The following is an 18780-nucleotide window of genomic DNA, read 5'->3' as shown; positions in this document are numbered from 1 at the left end:
ATGGCTTTTGAAGGTTTAGGAGAAAAATTACAGGCAACCTTTAAGAAATTAAGGGGTAAAGGTAAATTAACTGAAAAAGATATAAAAGAAGCCATGAGAGAAGTAAAGCTTGCTTTATTAGAAGCGGATGTTAACTATAAGGTAGTTAAAACTTTTGTTTCAACTGTAAGTAGTAAATGTGTAGGCAGTGATGTGCTTGAAAGTTTGACACCAGGACAACAAGTTATAAAAATAGTTAATGAAGAACTTACTAATCTTATGGGTGGAAGTGAAAGTAAAATAAACTATAGCAGTAGTGGACTTACAGTTATAATGTTAGTTGGACTTCAAGGTGCAGGTAAAACTACAATGTGTGGTAAGCTTGCGTTAAACTTAAGAAAAAATAACAAGAAACCATTACTTGTAGCTTGTGACATATATAGACCTGCTGCAATTAAACAATTAGAAGTGGTAGGAAAGCAAATTGAAATTCCAGTATTCCAAATGGGGGATAAAGTAAGTGCTGTTGATATAGCTAAAGCTGGTATTGCTCATGCAAAGGATAATGGAAATAATGTAGTTATAATAGATACTGCAGGTAGACTTCATATTGATGAAGAACTAATGACAGAATTAAAAGATATAAAAGAAAATGTTAATCCATCAGAAATATTATTAGTAGTAGATTCTATGACTGGTCAAGATGCTGTTAATGTTGCAGAAAGCTTTAATAGCGACTTGGATTTAACTGGAGTTATTCTTACTAAATTAGATGGTGATACAAGAGGTGGTGCCGCACTTTCAATAAAAAGCATAACTAACAAACCGATAAAATATATTGGTGTTGGTGAAAAGATGAATGATTTTGAAGTGTTTTATCCAGACAGAATGTCATCTAGAATTCTTGGAATGGGAGATGTATTATCACTTATAGAAAAAGCTCAAGAAGCAATAGATGAAAAAGAAGCAGCTGATTTAGGTAAGAGAATGTTAAATCAAGAATTTAATTTTGAAGATTACTTAATGGCTATGGATCAAATGGCTAAGCTTGGACCACTTAACAAACTTTTAGAAATGATACCAGGTATGAATGCAAAAGAATTACAAGGTGTTGATTTAAGCAAAGGCGAAGCTACAATGGCAATGACTAAAGCTATAATTCACTCAATGACTGCTAAGGAAAGAAGAAATCCAAATCTTGTAGCAAAGTCAATGTCAAGAAAAACAAGAATTGCAAAAGGTTCAGGGACATCAATTCAAGAAGTTAATAAATTAATGAAAAGTTATGAAATGATGAAAAAGAACATGAAGCAGATGAAATCAATGCAAAAGCAAGTTAAGAAGGGCGGCCTATTTGGCAAGTTACCTTTCTAGAATTTGAAATATATCATAATCCTATAAAGGAGGTGAAATTAAAATGGCAGTAAAAATGAGATTAAGAAGAATGGGTGCTAAAAAAGCTCCTTTCTATAGAATAGTTGTTGCTGATTCAAGATCTCCAAGAGATGGTAAATTCATCGAAGAAATTGGATACTACAACCCTTTAACTGAACCAGTTGAAGTTAAAGTTAATGAAGAAAAAGTTAGCCAATGGTTATCTAATGGAGCTCAACCAACAGAAACAGTTAAGAGACTTTTAACTAATGCAGGTCTTATTAAGTAATTTTTGGAGGTGAAACTATAATTAGTATATACTAATTATAGAACGTTTATGAAGGAATTAGTTGAATATATAGCTAAATCCCTTGTTGATAATCCTGATGCTGTTACTGTTAATGAGATTGATGGGGAAGCTTCTATCATATTAGAGTTAAAAGTAGCTCCAGAGGATGTTGGAAAAGTAATTGGAAAACAAGGAAGAATAGCAAAAGCTATTAGAACGGTAGTAAAAGCAGCAGCAGTAAAACATAATAAACGAGTTTTAGTAGAAATCATCTAAAAATGAAGCGGGTGTTCAAAATGTATTGTTTTGAACATCCTTTTTATTTAATAAATTATATATTGTAATTAATATAATAAATATTATCATAAGAGGTAAATGAGACCAGAATCAAAACGATAAATTTTAAATATGATTGACAATATTTTATTGAAAATGTAAAATTCACATTGAGAATAAAACATATAATATAGATATTTATGAAAATAAGACATATAGAATAAAATTTAATTAAAGAAGGTGGAATTAGATTTGGCAGAATTATTTAAAATAGGACAAATAATTAATACTCATGGAATAAAAGGTGAAGTAAAAGTCTATCCTTTAACAGAAGATGTAAATAAGTTTAAAAAATATAAGAGTGTTCTTGTAGGTGGAGTTGAAATGAACATTTTAGGAGTTAAGTTTCAAAAGGATAGAGTGATTTTAAAAATAGAGGGTATAGATACTATGAATGATGCTGAAATGTATAAGCAAAAATACATAGAAGTACCAAGAGACAAGGAAGAAAAGCTCCCAGAAGATACTTATTATGTTTCAGATTTGAAAAAGTGTATAGTATATGATGTAAATGGAAAAGAGCTTGGAAAAATTTTTGATGTAATAAGCACTAAAAATAATGATGTATACTGGATTAAAGAGCCAAAAGAATTATTAATTCCAGTACTTAGAGATATAGTTTTAGATGTAGATATAGAAAATATGAAAGTACTTATAAGACCTGTAGGTGAATGGCAAGATGAAGATTAGTATATTAACACTTTTTCCTGAAATGTTTACTATATTTGATCATAGTATAATTGGAAGAGCCAAAGAAAATAAAATTGTAGATATGGATATTATAAATATAAGAGATTTTACATTGGATAAACATAAAAAAGTTGATGATTATCCTTATGGTGGTGGAGCAGGTATGGTAATGGCACCACAGCCTATTGTAGACAGCATAAGGAATGCTAAGAAGAGTAATAAAGGAAAGGTTATTTTTTTAGGACCAAGAGGCAAGACGTTGACTCAAGCTATGGCTAAGGAATTATCTAAAGAAGAAAATCTTATATTTTTGTGTGGACATTATGAAGGTATTGATGAAAGAGTCTATAAGCATATAGATATGGAAATTTCCCTTGGTGATTTTGTACTGACTGGAGGAGAAATGGCAGCTATACCTACTATAGATTGTATTTTAAGACTTATTCCAGGTGTTCTTGGAAAAGAAGAAAGCTTTATGGAGGAGTCTTTTTACGATGGCCTTTTAGAATATCCTCAGTATACTAGACCTCAGAACTTTGAAGGAGATGAAGTGCCAGGAATTTTATTATCAGGACACCATGAGAATATTAGAAAATGGAGAAGAGTGCAATCTCTTAATATTACAAAGTTAAGAAGACCAGATTTGTATAAGAATATTATATTAACTAAAGAGGATATGAAGCTTTTAAAAGAAAAGAAGAAATAAAATTATAAATATTATAATTTTTGTTGAAAAATAAAAAAACATATGTTATCATTAACTTTGTGCTAGTACGGGCGTTCCTCTGTCATGCACTATTAATATGTTAAGAACGTCAAATTATCTTAAAGGAGGGAAAGCACAATGAACGAAATTATAAGAGCTATAGAAGCTGAACAATTAAGAAACGATTTACCAAACTTTAATATTGGAGATACTATCAAAGTATATGTTAGAATCCAAGAAGGTAACAAAGAAAGAGTTCAAATGTTCGAAGGAACTGTAATCAAAAAGCAAAATGGTGGATTAAGAGAAACTTTCACTGTAAGAAGAGTTGCTTACGGAACTGGAGTTGAAAGAACATTCCCAATAAACTCACCAGTTATCGAAAAGATTGAAATCGCAAGAAGAGGTAAAGTAAGAAGAGCTAAACTTTACTACTTAAGAGATAGAGTTGGTAAAGCTGCTAAGGTTAAAGAATTATTAACTAGATAATAATAAAAAGGGACTGTTTTAGTCCTTTTTTTTATATTTAATTTTTTAAAAATAAGTATATTTAATATTGTTTATATTAAGTATATTTAGACATAATATAAATAAATTTAGATTTATAAAGAATTTTTATATATTATATAAAACAGGAGGAATATATATGGCGATAAATTGGTTCCCAGGGCATATGAGAAAGACTCAAAGGGAAATTAAAGAAAATTTGAAATTAGTTGATGCTGTTATAGAAATTAGGGATGCAAGAATACCTAGATCATCAGCTAATCCCGATATAGATAATTTATTACAAGGAAAGCCAAGAATTATACTTTTAAATAAAAGTGATCTTACTGATTCTAAAACAACTAAAGAGTGGATTAAATATCTTACTAAAGAGGAAGTAAGAGTACTTGAAGTAAATTGCTTGAAAGGTGATGGGTTGAATGCTATAAAGCCAGCTTTATTGGATTTATTAAAAGAAAAGCATGATAGACTAAAAGCTAAGGGAATGGTAAAGATCATAACAAGAGTTATGGTTGTTGGTATTCCTAATGTCGGAAAATCTACTTTTATAAATAAAATGGCAAGAAATAATATAGCTAAAACTGGTGATAAGCCAGGGGTTACAAAGAGCAAGCAATGGATAAAAACAAGTATAGGAATAGAGCTATTAGATACTCCGGGAGTATTATGGCCTAAATTTGAAGATGATAATACTGCATTAAATTTAGCTTTTACAGGGGCAATAAAAGATGAAATAATGGATATTGAAGAATTAGCATTAAAACTTGTAGAACGTCTTCAAAACACATATGGAAAAGAATTAAAGGAAAGATATAAATTAAATGAAATTTTTGAAAATCCAATAGACACATTAGATGCTATAGGTAAAAAGAGAGGTACTTTAATTTCGGGGGGACAAATTGATTACAATAGATTGGCAGTCATTTTACTTGATGAGTTTAGAGGTGGAAAGATTGGAAAGATATCTTTAGAATCCCCTTTGGAGGAAAACAATGAAGATAATTAATAAAGAATTAGAAAAGCTGCCTTTTAATAAAATAAAAGAACTTATAAAAGGAATTTCTATTGAGGAAAGCTATAAGTCTAATGAAATTTTTGAGATAATTGAAGTTTTGTCTAGCGATAAAAGAAAAAATGTTATTTCATTAGGAACTAAAATAAAGAAGGAATTGGACTTGTATTTAAATGAAATAAATAGAGTTAAATCAATGTATGAATTTGATAAATCATTTGGAAATTATAAATACATAGCAGGTGTAGATGAGGTAGGAAGAGGACCATTAGCAGGTCCAATAGTAGCATGTGCAGTAGTACTTGACTTAAAAGTTATAGATGAAGATTTAATATTATATTTAAATGATTCAAAGAAAATAAAAGAATCTATGAGAAATAAACTGGCAGAAATAATAAAAGAAAAAGCTATTGCATATAGTATTTCAATATCATCAAATAAAGAAATTGATGAAAAAGGAATAGCGTATTCAAATAATAAAGTATTTTTAGAAAGCTGTAATTCGTTAAAAGTAAAACCAGATTTGGTTTTATCAGATGGATATTTGGTAAAAGGAATAAATATTTTAAATAAAAGCGTTATAAAAGGAGATACTAAAAGTGCGAGTATTGCAGCTGCTTCAATTGTAGCTAAAGATTATAGAGATAATCTCATGAAAAAATATTCAAAAGAATATAGTCAATATGACTTTGAGAATAATGTTGGATACGGAACTCAAAAACACGTGGAAGCTTTAAAAAAGTATGGAATATGTGATATACATAGAAAAAGTTTTTTAACAAAGTTATTATAAATATTATATTTTAAAAGTAGAGAATCGCTATAAAAAATAGTATTCTCTACTTTTAATTTATTTAAATAAATTATTAGTCAGTGTTCTTATTAAGCATTAAGTATAATGTAAAATTATACTGGCTTAGGACTACAATTCCCAACAAATAAGCAAATTCTTAAGTGTTTTTATTTTTAAGATTATGTATTTATATATTTTTCTGAATATAAAAGTAAATATATATAAAAGATTTATTGTGCCATAATTGAGAACTGAAGTAAAAATAGTTAGTTAAAGTACAGCAGTTAATAAAACTAACAGGTACGTAATAAGATTAACTTGCTAGAAAAAGAAGTTATGTAAATAGAAAATAATGAAGAAAGATTATGGAAGCAAACATTTATATTATGATTCTAATTTATTCTAAAGGCATCTACTATATGATTTATTTTATAAGAATTAGTTATATGGTTAAGAAATATTTCAATTATATCAAATCTTATATTGTGTTTATAAAGATTATTTATATATAGATATGAATTGGTTACCTTTATAATATTTTTTTGTTTAGAAAGATTAACAGATTCACTTGGAAAGCCGTAAGCTACTCCAAACCTTCCTTTTACTTCTATTATTATAATTAAATCATCCTTCTTAGAGATGATATCTATCTCTCCAAAACGGTTTTTAAAATTAGTATCTAGTATTTTATATTTATTTTGTTTCAAATAATCTATTGCTAAATTTTCACCTAGGCTGCCTATTGCTTTATTAAACTTTTTCATAAATTTCTCCCTTAAATTAAAAAAATATATTTAATTTAATTATATTATTAACAACAAAAAGAGAAAAAAATCAATTTATTCAATTTAATAGAATTAATAATCTATTATCTGTCTATAATCTTGTTAATGGAATTAATAATAATTTATATGCATAATTTTAAGAGGTGAAAAGGATGGCAGTAAAAATTACAAGTGCTACTAATAATGGCTTAGAAGGGATTTTAATTAAAGTTGAGGTAGATATATGCAAAGGATTACCTATGTTTAATATAGTCGGTCTTCCGGATGCTTCAGTTAAAGAAGCTAGAGAGAGGGTAAGAGCGGCTATAATTAATAGCGGATATAATTTTCCTCTTGGAAGAATAACTATCAATTTGGCACCTGCTGATGTAAAAAAGATTGGTTCACTTTTAGATTTACCAATAGCGTTAGGTATTCTTATGGAATCTAATCAAATTAAAAATAAAGATTTAAGTGAATATATAGTTTTTGGTGAATTATCTTTATTTGGGGAACTAAAAGGAATAAAAGGGATGATTCCAATAATACTTCAAGGAATTAATGAAAATAAAAATAAATTTATCTTTTCTTATGATAATTTAGAAGAAACATATTATTTTAATGATGGAAATTATTTTCCGTTTAAAACTCTAAAAGAAGCTATAGATTTTATAACATATGAAGATCTTTTGCCGTATAAACTTCAAGATGAAGTATTTGATGAAGAAGAACAGAATTTAGATTATGGAAATATAATAGGGCAATATTCATCAAAAAGGGCATTAGAAATTGCAGCAGCTGGAAATCATAATATACTTTTATATGGAGAGCCGGGATGTGGAAAAACAATGCTTGCAAAAGCTTTGCTGTCTATATTGCCTCCTTTAAATAAAAAAGAATTAATTGAAGTTGCTAAGATATATAGTTCTGTTGGAAACTTAAATACGGGTAAGAAGCTTGGAAGACCATTTAGAATGCCACATCATACAGTAACAAAAGCTGGACTTGTAGGTGGTGGACGCGAAATTAAACCAGGTGAAATAACATTAGCACATAATGGAGTACTGTTTTTAGATGAAATATTAGAATTTAAAAAAGAAGTATTAGAATCATTAAGAGAGCCTTTAGAAGAAAAGAAAATAAATATTAATAGATTTAATACAACATATACTCTTCCATCAGATTTTTTATTGGTTGGAGCTTTTAATCCAGTTGATAACAATGAATATCAAGAATATCAAGGTGCAGATTTTTATTTAAATAATAACTTGAGTAAATATTCAAAAAAGTTTTCTAATGCGTTATTAGACAGAATGGATATTTTAAATTATGTACCAAGATTGACTTATGATGAAATAAAGAAGAGAAAAGATTCGTATGATTCAAAAATAATGAAAGAAAACGTTGTGAGGGCTAGGCAAATTCAAGATGAAAGATTTAAAAATACAAAGTACACATTTAATTCACAAGTTAAAGGAATGGATGTATTTGAAGTTTTTAAAATTCATAGAAAATGTACAGAAGTTTTAAAACATTACTATGACAATTCAAACATATCATTAAGAGGATATGTGAAAACAATAGATTTAGCAAGAACTATAGCAGATATTGATAATAAAAGAGATATTTTAGAAGAACATATTATTGAAGCAATAAGTTACAGAAAAAATATAAATGGAGAGGTTATATAAAAAGAAAATGAGGTGTAAATATGGATTATGAACTATGGTTAATTCTTCTTGAAATAAGTAATTCTAAAAAAATAAAACTAATTGATAAGTATAAAACCTGTAAAAACGTTTATGATAATTTTGAAGAGATATTGAAAAAAGAAAGTTCAATATCAAAAAAATTAAAAAATTTTCAAAAAGAAGATTTAATAACTGAGGTATTAAGAGTAAAAGAAATATTAAATAAGAAAAATATAGGATATATAACATATGCTAATCCCGCATACAAAGAGAAATTAAAACAAATTTTAGAACCACCATTTTTTTTGTTTTATAAAGGTAATATTGAAGTAATTAATGATAAAATTGTTGCAATTGTTGGTGCTAGAAAATGTTCAAATTATGGATTTGTTGTAACAAAACTCTTGACAAAGGAGCTTATTACTAATAATATTACGCTTATAAGCGGAGGTGCACGAGGCATAGATTCAACAGCACATAAAACTGCTTTAGAATGTGGTGGGATAAACATATGTGTACTAGGATGTGGTATAGATAGAGTCTATCCAAGAGAAAATAAAGAGTTATTTTCTAAGATATGTGAAAAAGGTGTAATAATTTCAGAATTTTTATTAGGCACACCACCATTAAAAACTAATTTTCCGAGTAGAAATAGAATTATAAGTGGTCTAAGTGAAAGCGTAATAGTTGCAGAAGCTTCAGATAAAAGTGGCTCATTAATTACGGCGAGATACTCGCTTGAACAGCATAAACAGGTTATTGTTATTCCGGGCTCTATATTATATAAAGGAGCAAGTGGATCGAATAAACTTATGCGTGATGGTGGATGTATTTGCACAGATGTGGAAGATTTGAAGGTTTTACTCAATTTACCACATATAGATATTGAGCCGCAAAAGATAGTTCCTGAAAAAGAGGAAATATTAGATTTGATAGATGATTCACCTATTCATATTGATAATATATTTAATAATTCATCAATAGATAGAGGAAAATTATATGCATTATTATTTGAAATGCAGATTAAAGGTGAAATAATTTGTTTGCCAGGAAATTATTATGTAAGAACAATGTAAGAAATTTGAAAGATTAAAAGTATACAGGGGGTGAATACTCCATAAATAAGTATATGGAGTTATGCTATGGGTCAAAAACTAGTAATTGTAGAATCGCCAGCTAAAGCAAAAACAATTGGCAAATATTTAGGAAAAAATTATATTGTAGAAGCATCAATGGGGCATGTAAGAGACTTGCCTAAAAGTAAACTTGGGGTAGACATAGAAAATCACTATATTCCTAAATATATAACAATAAGAGGAAAAGGTGAATTAATAAGTAAACTTAGAAAAGCAGCTAAAAAAGCTGATAAAGTATATCTTGCAACCGACCCCGATCGTGAAGGTGAAGCTATTTCATGGCATTTAGCGAATATTTTAAAAATTTCTGAAGATGAACAATGTAGAATTGTTTTTAATGAAGTAACTAAAACAGCAGTTAAAGCATCAATAAAGCAGGCGAGAAAAATTAATTTAGATTTAGTTGATGCACAACAAGCTAGAAGAGTATTGGATAGATTAGTTGGTTATGAGATAAGTCCAATTTTATGGAGAAATGTAAAATGGGGATTAAGTGCTGGAAGGGTGCAATCAGCAGCACTTAAATTAATCTGTGATAGAGAAAAGGAAATTAATGAATTTATTCCAAAGGAATATTGGCTAATAGATACAGTATTAAAAAAAGAAAAGAGTAAGTTTCCAGTAAGACTTTCAACATATAAAAATGAAAAAATTGAAATTAATAATGAAGAAAGTGCAAATAAAATTGTTGCTGAACTTGAAAATGGAAATTTTCTTGTGAAGAGTATAAAGAAGGGGAAGAAAAATAGAAATCCATTAGCTCCATTTACAACAAGTACACTTCAACAAGATGCAAATAAAAAGCTAAACTTTATGACAAAGAGAACAATGTCTATAGCACAGGTTTTATATGAAGGTGTAGAGGTAAAAGGATATGGTACTGTTGGTCTTATAACATATATGAGGACAGATTCTGTGAGAATTTCAGAAGATGCGCAAAACAGTGCAAGGGAATTTATTGAAAATAATTATGGAAAAGAATATTTACCAACTGAAAAAAGAGTTTATAAAAGTAAAAAAAATATTCAAGATGCTCACGAAGCAATAAGACCAACATATGTTGAGATAACACCAGAAATAGCAAAAGAAAATTTAACTTCAGAACAATATAAATTATACTCATTAATTTGGAAGAGGTTTATAGCTAGCCAAATGGCATCATGCTTATTAAATACAAATTCTATAGATATTGTAAATGGAGATTATAAATTTAAAGCAAGTGGTTCTACAATTGAATTTGATGGATTTATGAAAATATATGAATATAGCAATGAAGAAGATGATAAATCAGTAATATTACCATCACTAGAGGAAAATGAAGAACTAAAGAAACAAAGCATGGGTGCAAGTCAACACTTTACTCAACCAGCACCGAGGTATACAGAAGCATCTTTTGTAAAGCTTCTTGAAGAAAAAGAAATTGGAAGACCAAGTACGTATGTACCTACTATTTCTACACTCCTTAGTAGAAATTATATAGTTAGAGAAAAGAAAAATTTAATACCAACAGAGCTTGGGGAAATAGTAAATAACATTATGAGTGATTACTTTGAGCAAATTGTAGATGTAGATTTTACAGCAGAAATGGAAAAGAAATTAGATGATGTTGAAGAAGGGAAAGAGGATTGGACTGAAATAGTTGCTGAGTTTTTTGATCCTTTGAAAATATCAATTGAGAAGGCAGAAAAAGAAATTTCTAAAGTTGTAATTGAAGACAAAGTGTCAGATGTACCATGCGAAAAATGTGGGCGAATGATGGTGATAAAGAAAGGTAGATTTGGAGAATTTTTAGCATGTCCTGGATATCCAGAATGCAAAAATGCTAAACCTATAGTTGAAAAATTAGATGTACCTTGTCCTAAGTGTGGAAATACAATAGTTGCTAAAAAGAGTAAAAAAGGTAAGAAGTTTTTTGGATGTTCAGGTTATCCAGAATGTGACTTTGTAAGCTGGTATGAGCCTGTAAAAGAAAAATGTCCAGAATGTGATTCATATATGGTTTTAAAGTATTCAAAATCAAAAGGAAAGTACATTCAATGCTCTAATACAGAGTGTGGATATAAAAAAGAAATAAAAGAAGAAAAAAAAGATGATTAGAAATTTATTAAATATAATTTAATTTTTACATTTGCATTAATTTTTTATTTAATGCAAATGTTTTTTTATTTATTAAAAACTTTAATAAGATGTCAGTTAGTATAAAAATCTGTTGAAAAGGGAATTTTTATATGATAAACTACAACTAAGAGTATTTTTTATTTAATTAAAAATTTTAAGAATTTTCTAACAATTCAAGATGCTTTTTTATAGATAAGAAATATAGGATGCCAAGGGGGATAATAAATATGTCATCACTTTTAGATAAAACTAGGATGTTAAATAAAATTTTACAAAAATCAGGAACAGAACCTGTAGCATTTCAAGATATATGTATACTTTTAAGTCAAGTATTAGACTGTAATGCATATATAATCAGTAGAAAAGGTAAGGTTTTAGGATATTCCTTTTGTGCAAACTTTGAATGTGAAGCTATGAAAAAGAAAGTTATAGAAGATAAAAAATTTACGGAAGATTATAATAAAGTTCTTTTGGAGAACAATGAAACAATTGCAAATATCCCAAATGAGGGTAAATGTGTTTTCCAAGAAATAGGTAGTTGTAAACAAGTTGATAAATTATCTACTATAGTGCCTATAATAGGAAATAGGGAAAGAAGAGGAACCCTTATCCTTGCTAGATTTGGTAAACCATTTACAGACGATGATTTAGTTTTAGTTGAATATAGTGCAACAATAGTAGGAATGGAAATGCTTAGAGCTATGCAAGATGAAATTGCTGAAGAAACAAGAAAAAAAGCAGTTGTCCAGTTAGCAATAGGAACATTATCGTATTCGGAATTAGAAGCTGTAGAGCATATTTTTGATGAGCTTAATGGAAATGAAGGCCTTCTTGTAGCATCTAAAATTGCAGATAAAGTTGGAATAACAAGAAGTGTTATAGTAAATGCATTAAGAAAGTTTGAAAGTGCTGGTGTTATAGAGTCTCGATCCCTTGGTATGAAGGGAACATACATTAGAATATTAAATGAGAAATTAATGGAAGAACTAAAAAAAATCAAATAATCTGAGTTTTACTCAGATTACTTGATTTTTTTATAATATTTATTAAGCAAATAAGATATACTAATAAAATGAAGCAAATAAATTTTAAAACAATAGGCATTTTTAAAGAGAGAATAATTATAAAAAATAAAAAAAATGTTGATAGGTCAATTAGCTTGTGATATACTATCTAAGGTAACAAAATACACACACTATCCAATTCATAAATAGGTGCCCTTTATTTAGAAGGTTATTTATGAGCTAAAGATAGTGGAGGGATAAACCTAAGGAGGTAACAAAATGTCAGTAATATCAATGAAACAATTATTAGAAGCAGGTGTACACTTTGGTCACCAAACAAGAAGATGGAACCCTAAAATGGCTCCATACATCTTTACAGAAAGAAACGGAATCTATATCATAGATTTACAAAAGACTGTAAAGAAAGCTGAAGAAGCTTATAACTTCATTAAAGAAGTAGCTGTAGATGGAAAAGATATTCTTTTCGTTGGAACTAAGAAACAAGCTCAAGAAGCTATCCAAGAAGAAGCTGTAAGAAGTAACATGCACTTCGTTAACAACAGATGGTTAGGTGGAATGTTAACTAACTTCACAACTATCAAGAGCAGAATTAAGAAAATGGAAGAAATTGAAAAAATGCAAGAAGATGGAACTTTTGAAGTTCTTCCAAAGAAAGAAGTTATCAAGTTAAAAGGTGAATTAGAAAAACTTGAAAACAACTTAGGTGGTATTAGAAATTTAGATCCTGAAAACATAGGAGCTATGTTCGTTGTAGATCCAAGAAAAGAAAAGAACGCTATATCAGAAGCTAAAATTTTAGGAATTCCAGTTGTAGCTATCGTAGATACAAACTGTGATCCAGAAGAAGTAGATTATGTGATTCCAGGTAATGATGATGCGATAAGAGCTGTTAAATTAATAACTGCTAAAATGGCTGACGCTATAATCGAAGGAAGACAAGGTGAACAATTAGCTGAATAATATAAGGGATTTATATAAAAGCATAGAGGAAGTGAAGTTCACTTCATTTCCTCTTTTTCTTACATAATGGTAAGGATTACTTATAATAAGGAGGATATAACTTATGGCAAACATTAGTGCACAATTAGTTAAAGAACTAAGAGAAATGACAGGAGCAAAAATGATGGATTGTAAAAAAGCTCTTGTTGCAACTGAAGGAGATAAAGATAAAGCAGTAGAATTCTTAAGAGAAAAAGGTCTTGCGGATGCTGCTAAAAAAACAGGAAGAACAGCAGCTGAAGGTGTTGTTAAGACTTACATCTCAGAAGATAAGAAAACTGGTGCAATTGTAGAATTCAACTGTGAAACAGATTTCGTTGCTTTAAATGAAGAGTTCACAGCTTTTGCTGATAAATTAGCTGAAATAGTAGTTGCTACATCTGTAACAACAGTAGAACAATTAGTAAATGAAAAATTTGATGGTGAAACAAGTGTTGCAGATGCTTTAAAAGCATTAATTGCTAAACTTGGTGAAAACATGACAGTAAGAAGATTTACTAAGTTCAACATAGAAAATGGTATTGTTAAGAGCTATATCCACGGTGGCGGAAGAATCGGAGTTTTAGTTGAATTAGCTTGTGATACAGCAAGTAATTCATTAGATGAAATCGCTAAAGAAATTTGTATGCAAATTGCTGCTGCCAATCCATTATTCTTAAGCAAAGAAGATGTAGATGCAGAATCAATTGAAAAAGAAAAAGAAATTTACAGAGTTCAAGCTTTAAATGAAGGTAAGCCAGAAAATATCGTTGAAAAAATGGTTAATGGAAGAATTCAAAAATACTACAAAGAAGTTTGTCTTTTAGAACAATTATGGGTTAAGGATGGAGATAAGACAATATCTAAGTTCTTAGCTGAAAAATCTAAAGAAATCGGTTCTCCAGTGTCTGTAACTAGATTCGTAAGATACGAAAGAGGAGAAGGAATCGAAGTTGAAAAAGTAGACTTCGCTGCAGAAGTTGCTGCACAAATGGGTAAATAATTTACCTTAAGGAGAGAACACTTAGTGTTCTCTTTTTTTAAAGAAATATGTTATTAATATAGAAAAATAACTTGAACATTATATATGTAAAGTTTTATTATTATAGAGAATAAATTTAATTACTAAGGGCAAATTTAATTAATATAATAACTTAGATTTGTAGATAGTGGATTAAATTTTAAATATATAGAAGAGTAGTTAAAAGAATATTCCTAGGAAGATTGAGGAGGTAGTTTTAAATGTCAGAATGCAAATATAAAAGAGTAATCTTAAAACTTTCAGGAGAGGCATTAGCTGGTGCAAGTGGTTTTGGGTTAGATTTTAATGTAGCTAAGAGAATAGCTCTTGAAATTAAGGAATTAGTTGATATGGGTGTTGAAGTTGGAACTGTAGTTGGAGGCGGAAACATTTGGAGAGGCAGAAGTGGTGAAGGAATGGACAGAACTACTGCTGACTATATGGGAATGATGGCAACTTGTATAAATGCTTTAGCACTTCAAGATTCATTAGAACAAGTTGGTGTTATGACTAGAGTACAAACTGCAATTGAAATGAAAGAAATTGCAGAACCATTTATAAGAAGAAGAGCTATGAGACATTTAGAAAAAGGAAGAGTAGTTATTTTTGCAGCTGGAACTGGTAATCCATACTTCTCTACAGATACAACTGCTGCATTAAGAGCAGCTGAAATAGAAGCGGATGTAATTCTTTTAGCTAAAAAAGTTGATGGTGTATATAATAAAGATCCTCATAAGTATGCAGATGCAAAGAAATATGATACACTATCTTATATTGATGTATTAGATCAAGGATTACAAGTAATGGATTCAACAGCAACATCATTATGTATGGATAATAATATTCCAATACTTGTATTTGGCTTAGATGAACCGGGAAATATAAAAAGAGCCATGTATGGAGAAAATATAGGAACATTAGTTACTAGTAAATAGGAGGTTAATCATGATTAAAGAAGTTATTAAAAATGCAGAAGAAAAAATGAATAAAACAGTATCTGTATTAGAAAAAGATTTATCAACAATGAAAGCAGGAAGAGCAAATCCTTCAATGCTTGATAAAATTCAAATCGACTATTATGGAACTATGTGTCCATTAAGTCAAGTAGCTAACGTAGTTACACCGGAACCAAGAGTACTTATGATAACTCCATGGGAAAAGCCTCTAATAAAAGAAATTGAAAAAGCTATATTAAAATCAGATTTGGGATTAAATCCTTCAAGTGATGGTACTGTTATAAGATTAATAATACCTGAACTTACTGAAGAAACAAGAAAAGCTCTTGTTAAAAATGTTAAAAAAGTCGGAGAAGAAGCGAAAGTTGCAGTTAGATCAATCAGAAAAACTGCTAATGATAAACTAAAGAACATGAAAAAAGATGCCGATATCTCAGAAGATGAAATTAAGAAAGCAGAAGATAGTGTTCAAAAAATAACAGATGGTGTAGTTAAAAAAATAGATAGTATAATTACTGCAAAAGAAAAAGAGGTTTTATCAATATAAAAATATCTAAGCCTGCTCTTAAAGCAGGCTTTTGTTAATTATTAGCAAAAATATTTCCTGTTGTAATAGGGGGATAAGAATGATAAATATATTTAAAGGAAAAATAGAAAAAAAGGATGTATCGGTTGAACAACTGGATATGAATAACATACCTAATCATATAGCTATAATAATGGACGGAAATGGAAGATGGGCTAAAGAAAGAAATTTACCTAGAAGTATGGGGCATAAAGCAGGAGTTGAAACAGTAAGAATAATATTAAAAGAAGCAGCAAGACTTGGTGTGAGAAATCTTACATTATATACATTTTCAACTGAGAATTGGGGAAGACCAACAGAAGAAATAAGTACACTTATGAAACTAATAAATACATACTTAAAAAGTGAGCTTAAAGAAATAAACGAGAGTAATGTAAAACTTAATATTCTAGGTGATATGTCAAGATTGCCTAAAGAATGTGGAGATGCTCTAAATAATGCTATTGAAGTTACTAAAAATAATAAGAGAATAAATTTAAATCTTGCTTTAAATTATGGTGGAAGAGATGAAATAGTGAGAGCAACAAAATTAATTGCAAGAGATATAAAGAATAACAAGATAAAAGAAGAAGATATTAATGAGGATACAATAGAAAAATATTTATATACAAATGGTATACCAGATCCTGATTTGATTATAAGACCATCTGGAGAACAAAGGATTAGTAATTTTTTATTATGGCAGTGTGCATATTCAGAATTTTGGTATTCAAATATAAATTGGCCAGATTTTAAGGAAACAGATTTGAGAAAAGCTATAGCTGATTATCAAGGCAGGGATAGACGATTTGGAAAAGTAAAATAATTAAGGAGTGATTAGAATTTGAAATCTAATAATAGATATTTAGGTGCAGCTATGATTGCTCCGTTTATAATATTTGTTTTTCTTGGTGGAGTTTATTTAAAAGCTTTTACATTTGTTTTATCAGTGGCAGCGCTATATGAATTTTATAATGCTGTTCATGCAAAGAATTTTAAACCAATAAACATAGCTGGGTATATTCTTTTATTAATATATTATTTTTGCAATAATAATTTTGAAATTATGATGTATATATTAGTATTAGCAACATTTATTTTACTTATTATACCAGTTATGAATTTGAAATATACATTTATCGATGTGGCTTTAACCATACTTGGTTTTCTATATGCAGGAGTTTTATTTAGTTTTGTTTACTTAGTAAATACTAAACCAAGTGGAGCATTTTTAGTGTGGCTTATTTTTATTGGATCATGGTTATGTGATACTGCTGCATTTTATAGTGGAAAATTTTTTGGAAAACATAAATTATGTCCAGAAGTATCACCTAAAAAAACAGTTGAAGGTTCTATAGGTGGAATGATTGGAGCAACAGTATTTTCTGGGATATATGGCATTATTATTAGCAGATACACTAACGTTATTCCAACATATCATTATTTTCTTATTGGAGCTTTATGTGGGATTGTAGGACAATTGGGTGATTTGGTAGCATCGTCGATTAAAAGATATGCTGGAATTAAGGATTATAGCAATCTTATACCAGGTCATGGCGGAATATTAGATAGATTTGATAGTATAATCTTTTCATCAGCTGCTATATTTTATTACTTAACTTTCATTGTTGGAATATGATGTAAATAGAATACACTATATGATATTGATCGTAAATTTATTTTAATAAGTTTACGATTTTTTTGTATCAAAAATTGGAATATCTTTATTAAATAGTTGAAAAAATTTAGATAAAAATTTTTACTTATTAAATAAATAGTAGTGTATAAATAAATGCATGCATATATTTATAAAAATGACTATTTTGTAATAAGTGAGGTGATGTATATATTTAATAAATATAAAAAATTATTATATTTAATAAGTTCATTTTTTATTCTTCTTATTATTATGTTTATAATAAAATATTATTTTAAACCATTTTTGTCTATAATCATAATACTTATTTTGACTACGCCATTATATAAATTAATGACAAGATTAAATATTCCTAGGAATATTGCCGGAGCTTTAAGTATTGTAATTGTAAATATAGTTATGATATTGGTGATATTATATTTAGGAACAGGAATATTTAATGGAATCCACAAGTTATATTTTACAAACTTAGACTTGATAGAAAATTTTATTAAAGATATGAGTGATGTAATACAATTTGATGTAAGTAAATTCAGATTAAGCGATGGTCTATTTTCAATAATAAATAATAATAATATAAGGAATAGAGCTGTTTCAACAGGAGAAAACTTAATTGGAGGTTTCGCTGGAAATTTATGTGCATATGCAATTGGCAATATATGTGCGTTTTTTATACTGGTAGATAAAAATAAATTTATTGAACTATTAGAATTATTATTACCTATTGAAGTAGTAAAGAAAACAAGAATTCAAAAAACAAATTTTATACATATGATAAAAATTGAAGGATTACTTGTTATAATATCTACAATTGAAATAATGATGGGTTTTTTTATATTAAATGTGCCAAATCCTTTTATACTTAGTATTGTTTGCGGGATTTTAGATATTCTGCCTTACGTTGGAACTATAATTGTATTTATTCCAATTATAATATACAATATTATAATGAAGAAATTTCTTATAGCTTTTGGTCTAATATGTTTATATTTATTAGTTCAGGTAATTAGGGAGATACTTGAGGCAAAATTTTTAAGTTCTAAATTAGAGATTCATCCTCTTGTAATTTTACTTTCATTATACATAGGTGTTAATCTGTTTGGAATATTAGGAATACTTGCAGGTCCTATGTATAGTATTTTAGCTAAAGAAATAATTTATAGTGAAGTATAGCTTAGGAGGA

20 protein-coding genes are annotated in these 18780 nt (G+C 28.5%); 19 read left to right on the top strand and 1 reads right to left on the bottom strand.

All coding sequences use genetic code 11. From position 1 onward, the window contains the following. The 8 genes from ffh (at position 1) to BN2920_RS15810 (ending at position 5686) form a co-directional block, all read left to right on the top strand. Positions 1-1353: a signal recognition particle protein gene (ffh, locus tag BN2920_RS15845; RefSeq protein WP_058295949.1), complete on the top strand. Its 1353-nt coding sequence runs from the start codon at positions 1-3 to the stop codon at positions 1351-1353. A 43-nt stretch (positions 1354-1396) separates the two neighbouring features. After that, a complete protein-coding gene (gene rpsP, locus BN2920_RS15840; protein ID WP_058295948.1) occupies positions 1397-1642 on the top strand; it encodes a 30S ribosomal protein S16 in 246 nt (81 codons plus the stop codon). A 48-nt stretch (positions 1643-1690) separates the two neighbouring features. Then, positions 1691-1918 carry a KH domain-containing protein gene (locus BN2920_RS15835; RefSeq protein WP_058295947.1) on the top strand — a complete coding sequence of 76 codons (228 nt, stop codon included), beginning with the start codon at positions 1691-1693 and terminating at the stop codon, positions 1916-1918. Positions 1919-2170: 252 nt separating this feature from the next. Beyond that, positions 2171-2668 carry a ribosome maturation factor RimM gene (gene rimM, locus BN2920_RS15830; protein ID WP_058295946.1) on the top strand — a complete coding sequence of 166 codons (498 nt, stop codon included), beginning with the start codon at positions 2171-2173 and terminating at the stop codon, positions 2666-2668. After that, a complete protein-coding gene (gene trmD, locus BN2920_RS15825; protein WP_058295945.1) occupies positions 2658-3374 on the top strand; it encodes a tRNA (guanosine(37)-N1)-methyltransferase TrmD in 717 nt (238 codons plus the stop codon). Before rimM ends, trmD begins: the two co-directional genes overlap by 11 nt. Positions 3375-3512: 138 nt before the next feature. Continuing rightward, positions 3513-3863, top strand: a complete 351-nt coding sequence (rplS, locus tag BN2920_RS15820) for a 50S ribosomal protein L19 (RefSeq protein ID WP_058295944.1) — start codon at positions 3513-3515, stop codon at positions 3861-3863. A 157-nt stretch (positions 3864-4020) separates the two neighbouring features. Further along, on the top strand, positions 4021-4887 hold the full coding sequence (gene ylqF / locus BN2920_RS15815; protein WP_058295943.1) for a ribosome biogenesis GTPase YlqF: 867 nt from the start codon (positions 4021-4023) through the stop codon (positions 4885-4887). After that, complete coding sequence (locus tag BN2920_RS15810) at positions 4874-5686, top strand: ribonuclease HII (RefSeq protein ID WP_058295942.1); 813 nt, start codon at positions 4874-4876, stop codon at positions 5684-5686. The genes ylqF and BN2920_RS15810 overlap by 14 nt, the downstream gene beginning before the upstream one ends. A 392-nt stretch (positions 5687-6078) precedes the next feature. Here BN2920_RS15810 and BN2920_RS15805 read toward each other — a convergent pair whose 3' ends face one another. Beyond that, positions 6079-6450 (bottom strand): YraN family protein, encoded by a 372-nt coding sequence (locus tag BN2920_RS15805; protein ID WP_058295941.1) that lies wholly within the window; start codon positions 6448-6450, stop codon positions 6079-6081. Between the two features lie 173 nt (positions 6451-6623). Between BN2920_RS15805 and BN2920_RS15800 the strand changes: the two genes are divergently transcribed. The 11 genes from BN2920_RS15800 to BN2920_RS15750 all read left to right on the top strand — a co-directional run bounded on the left by BN2920_RS15800 (position 6624) and on the right by BN2920_RS15750 (position 18770). Beyond that, entirely contained in the window at positions 6624-8141 is a 1518-nt protein-coding gene (locus tag BN2920_RS15800) for a YifB family Mg chelatase-like AAA ATPase (RefSeq protein ID WP_058295940.1), read from the top strand. 20 nt (positions 8142-8161) lie between these two features. Continuing rightward, entirely contained in the window at positions 8162-9217 is a 1056-nt protein-coding gene (gene dprA / locus BN2920_RS15795) for a DNA-processing protein DprA (protein ID WP_058295939.1), read from the top strand. Positions 9218-9283: 66 nt separating this feature from the next. Next, positions 9284-11374: a type I DNA topoisomerase gene (topA, locus tag BN2920_RS15790; protein ID WP_058295938.1), complete on the top strand. Its 2091-nt coding sequence runs from the start codon at positions 9284-9286 to the stop codon at positions 11372-11374. A gap of 248 nt (positions 11375-11622) precedes the next feature. Then, complete coding sequence (gene codY / locus BN2920_RS15785; protein ID WP_058295937.1) at positions 11623-12399, top strand: GTP-sensing pleiotropic transcriptional regulator CodY; 777 nt, start codon at positions 11623-11625, stop codon at positions 12397-12399. Between the two features lie 279 nt (positions 12400-12678). Next, the gene (gene rpsB, locus BN2920_RS15780; RefSeq protein WP_058295936.1) at positions 12679-13380 is read left to right on the top strand and encodes a 30S ribosomal protein S2; all 702 of its coding nucleotides are present in this window, start codon (positions 12679-12681) and stop codon (positions 13378-13380) included. Between the two features lie 103 nt (positions 13381-13483). Then, positions 13484-14401 (top strand): translation elongation factor Ts, encoded by a 918-nt coding sequence (gene tsf, locus BN2920_RS15775; RefSeq protein ID WP_058295935.1) that lies wholly within the window; start codon positions 13484-13486, stop codon positions 14399-14401. 239 nt (positions 14402-14640) lie between these two features. Next, a complete protein-coding gene (gene pyrH, locus BN2920_RS15770) occupies positions 14641-15354 on the top strand; it encodes a UMP kinase (protein WP_058295934.1) in 714 nt (237 codons plus the stop codon). 10 nt (positions 15355-15364) lie between these two features. After that, positions 15365-15922 carry a ribosome recycling factor gene (frr, locus tag BN2920_RS15765; protein ID WP_058295933.1) on the top strand — a complete coding sequence of 186 codons (558 nt, stop codon included), beginning with the start codon at positions 15365-15367 and terminating at the stop codon, positions 15920-15922. A 79-nt stretch (positions 15923-16001) separates the two neighbouring features. Beyond that, the gene (locus tag BN2920_RS15760; RefSeq protein ID WP_058295932.1) at positions 16002-16766 is read left to right on the top strand and encodes an isoprenyl transferase; all 765 of its coding nucleotides are present in this window, start codon (positions 16002-16004) and stop codon (positions 16764-16766) included. Between the two features lie 18 nt (positions 16767-16784). Next, the gene (locus tag BN2920_RS15755; protein WP_058295931.1) at positions 16785-17579 is read left to right on the top strand and encodes a phosphatidate cytidylyltransferase; all 795 of its coding nucleotides are present in this window, start codon (positions 16785-16787) and stop codon (positions 17577-17579) included. Between the two features lie 153 nt (positions 17580-17732). Then, entirely contained in the window at positions 17733-18770 is a 1038-nt protein-coding gene (locus tag BN2920_RS15750) for an AI-2E family transporter (RefSeq protein WP_172437819.1), read from the top strand. Positions 18771-18780 lie beyond the last annotated feature (10 nt).

The sequence above is a fragment of the Clostridium neonatale genome (genome assembly GCF_001458595.1).
GTDB classification, from domain to species: Bacteria; Bacillota; Clostridia; order Clostridiales; family Clostridiaceae; genus Clostridium; species Clostridium neonatale.
The sequence above is the reverse complement of the archived record's forward strand: the minus strand, read 5'-3'. Positions and strand labels throughout refer to the sequence as shown.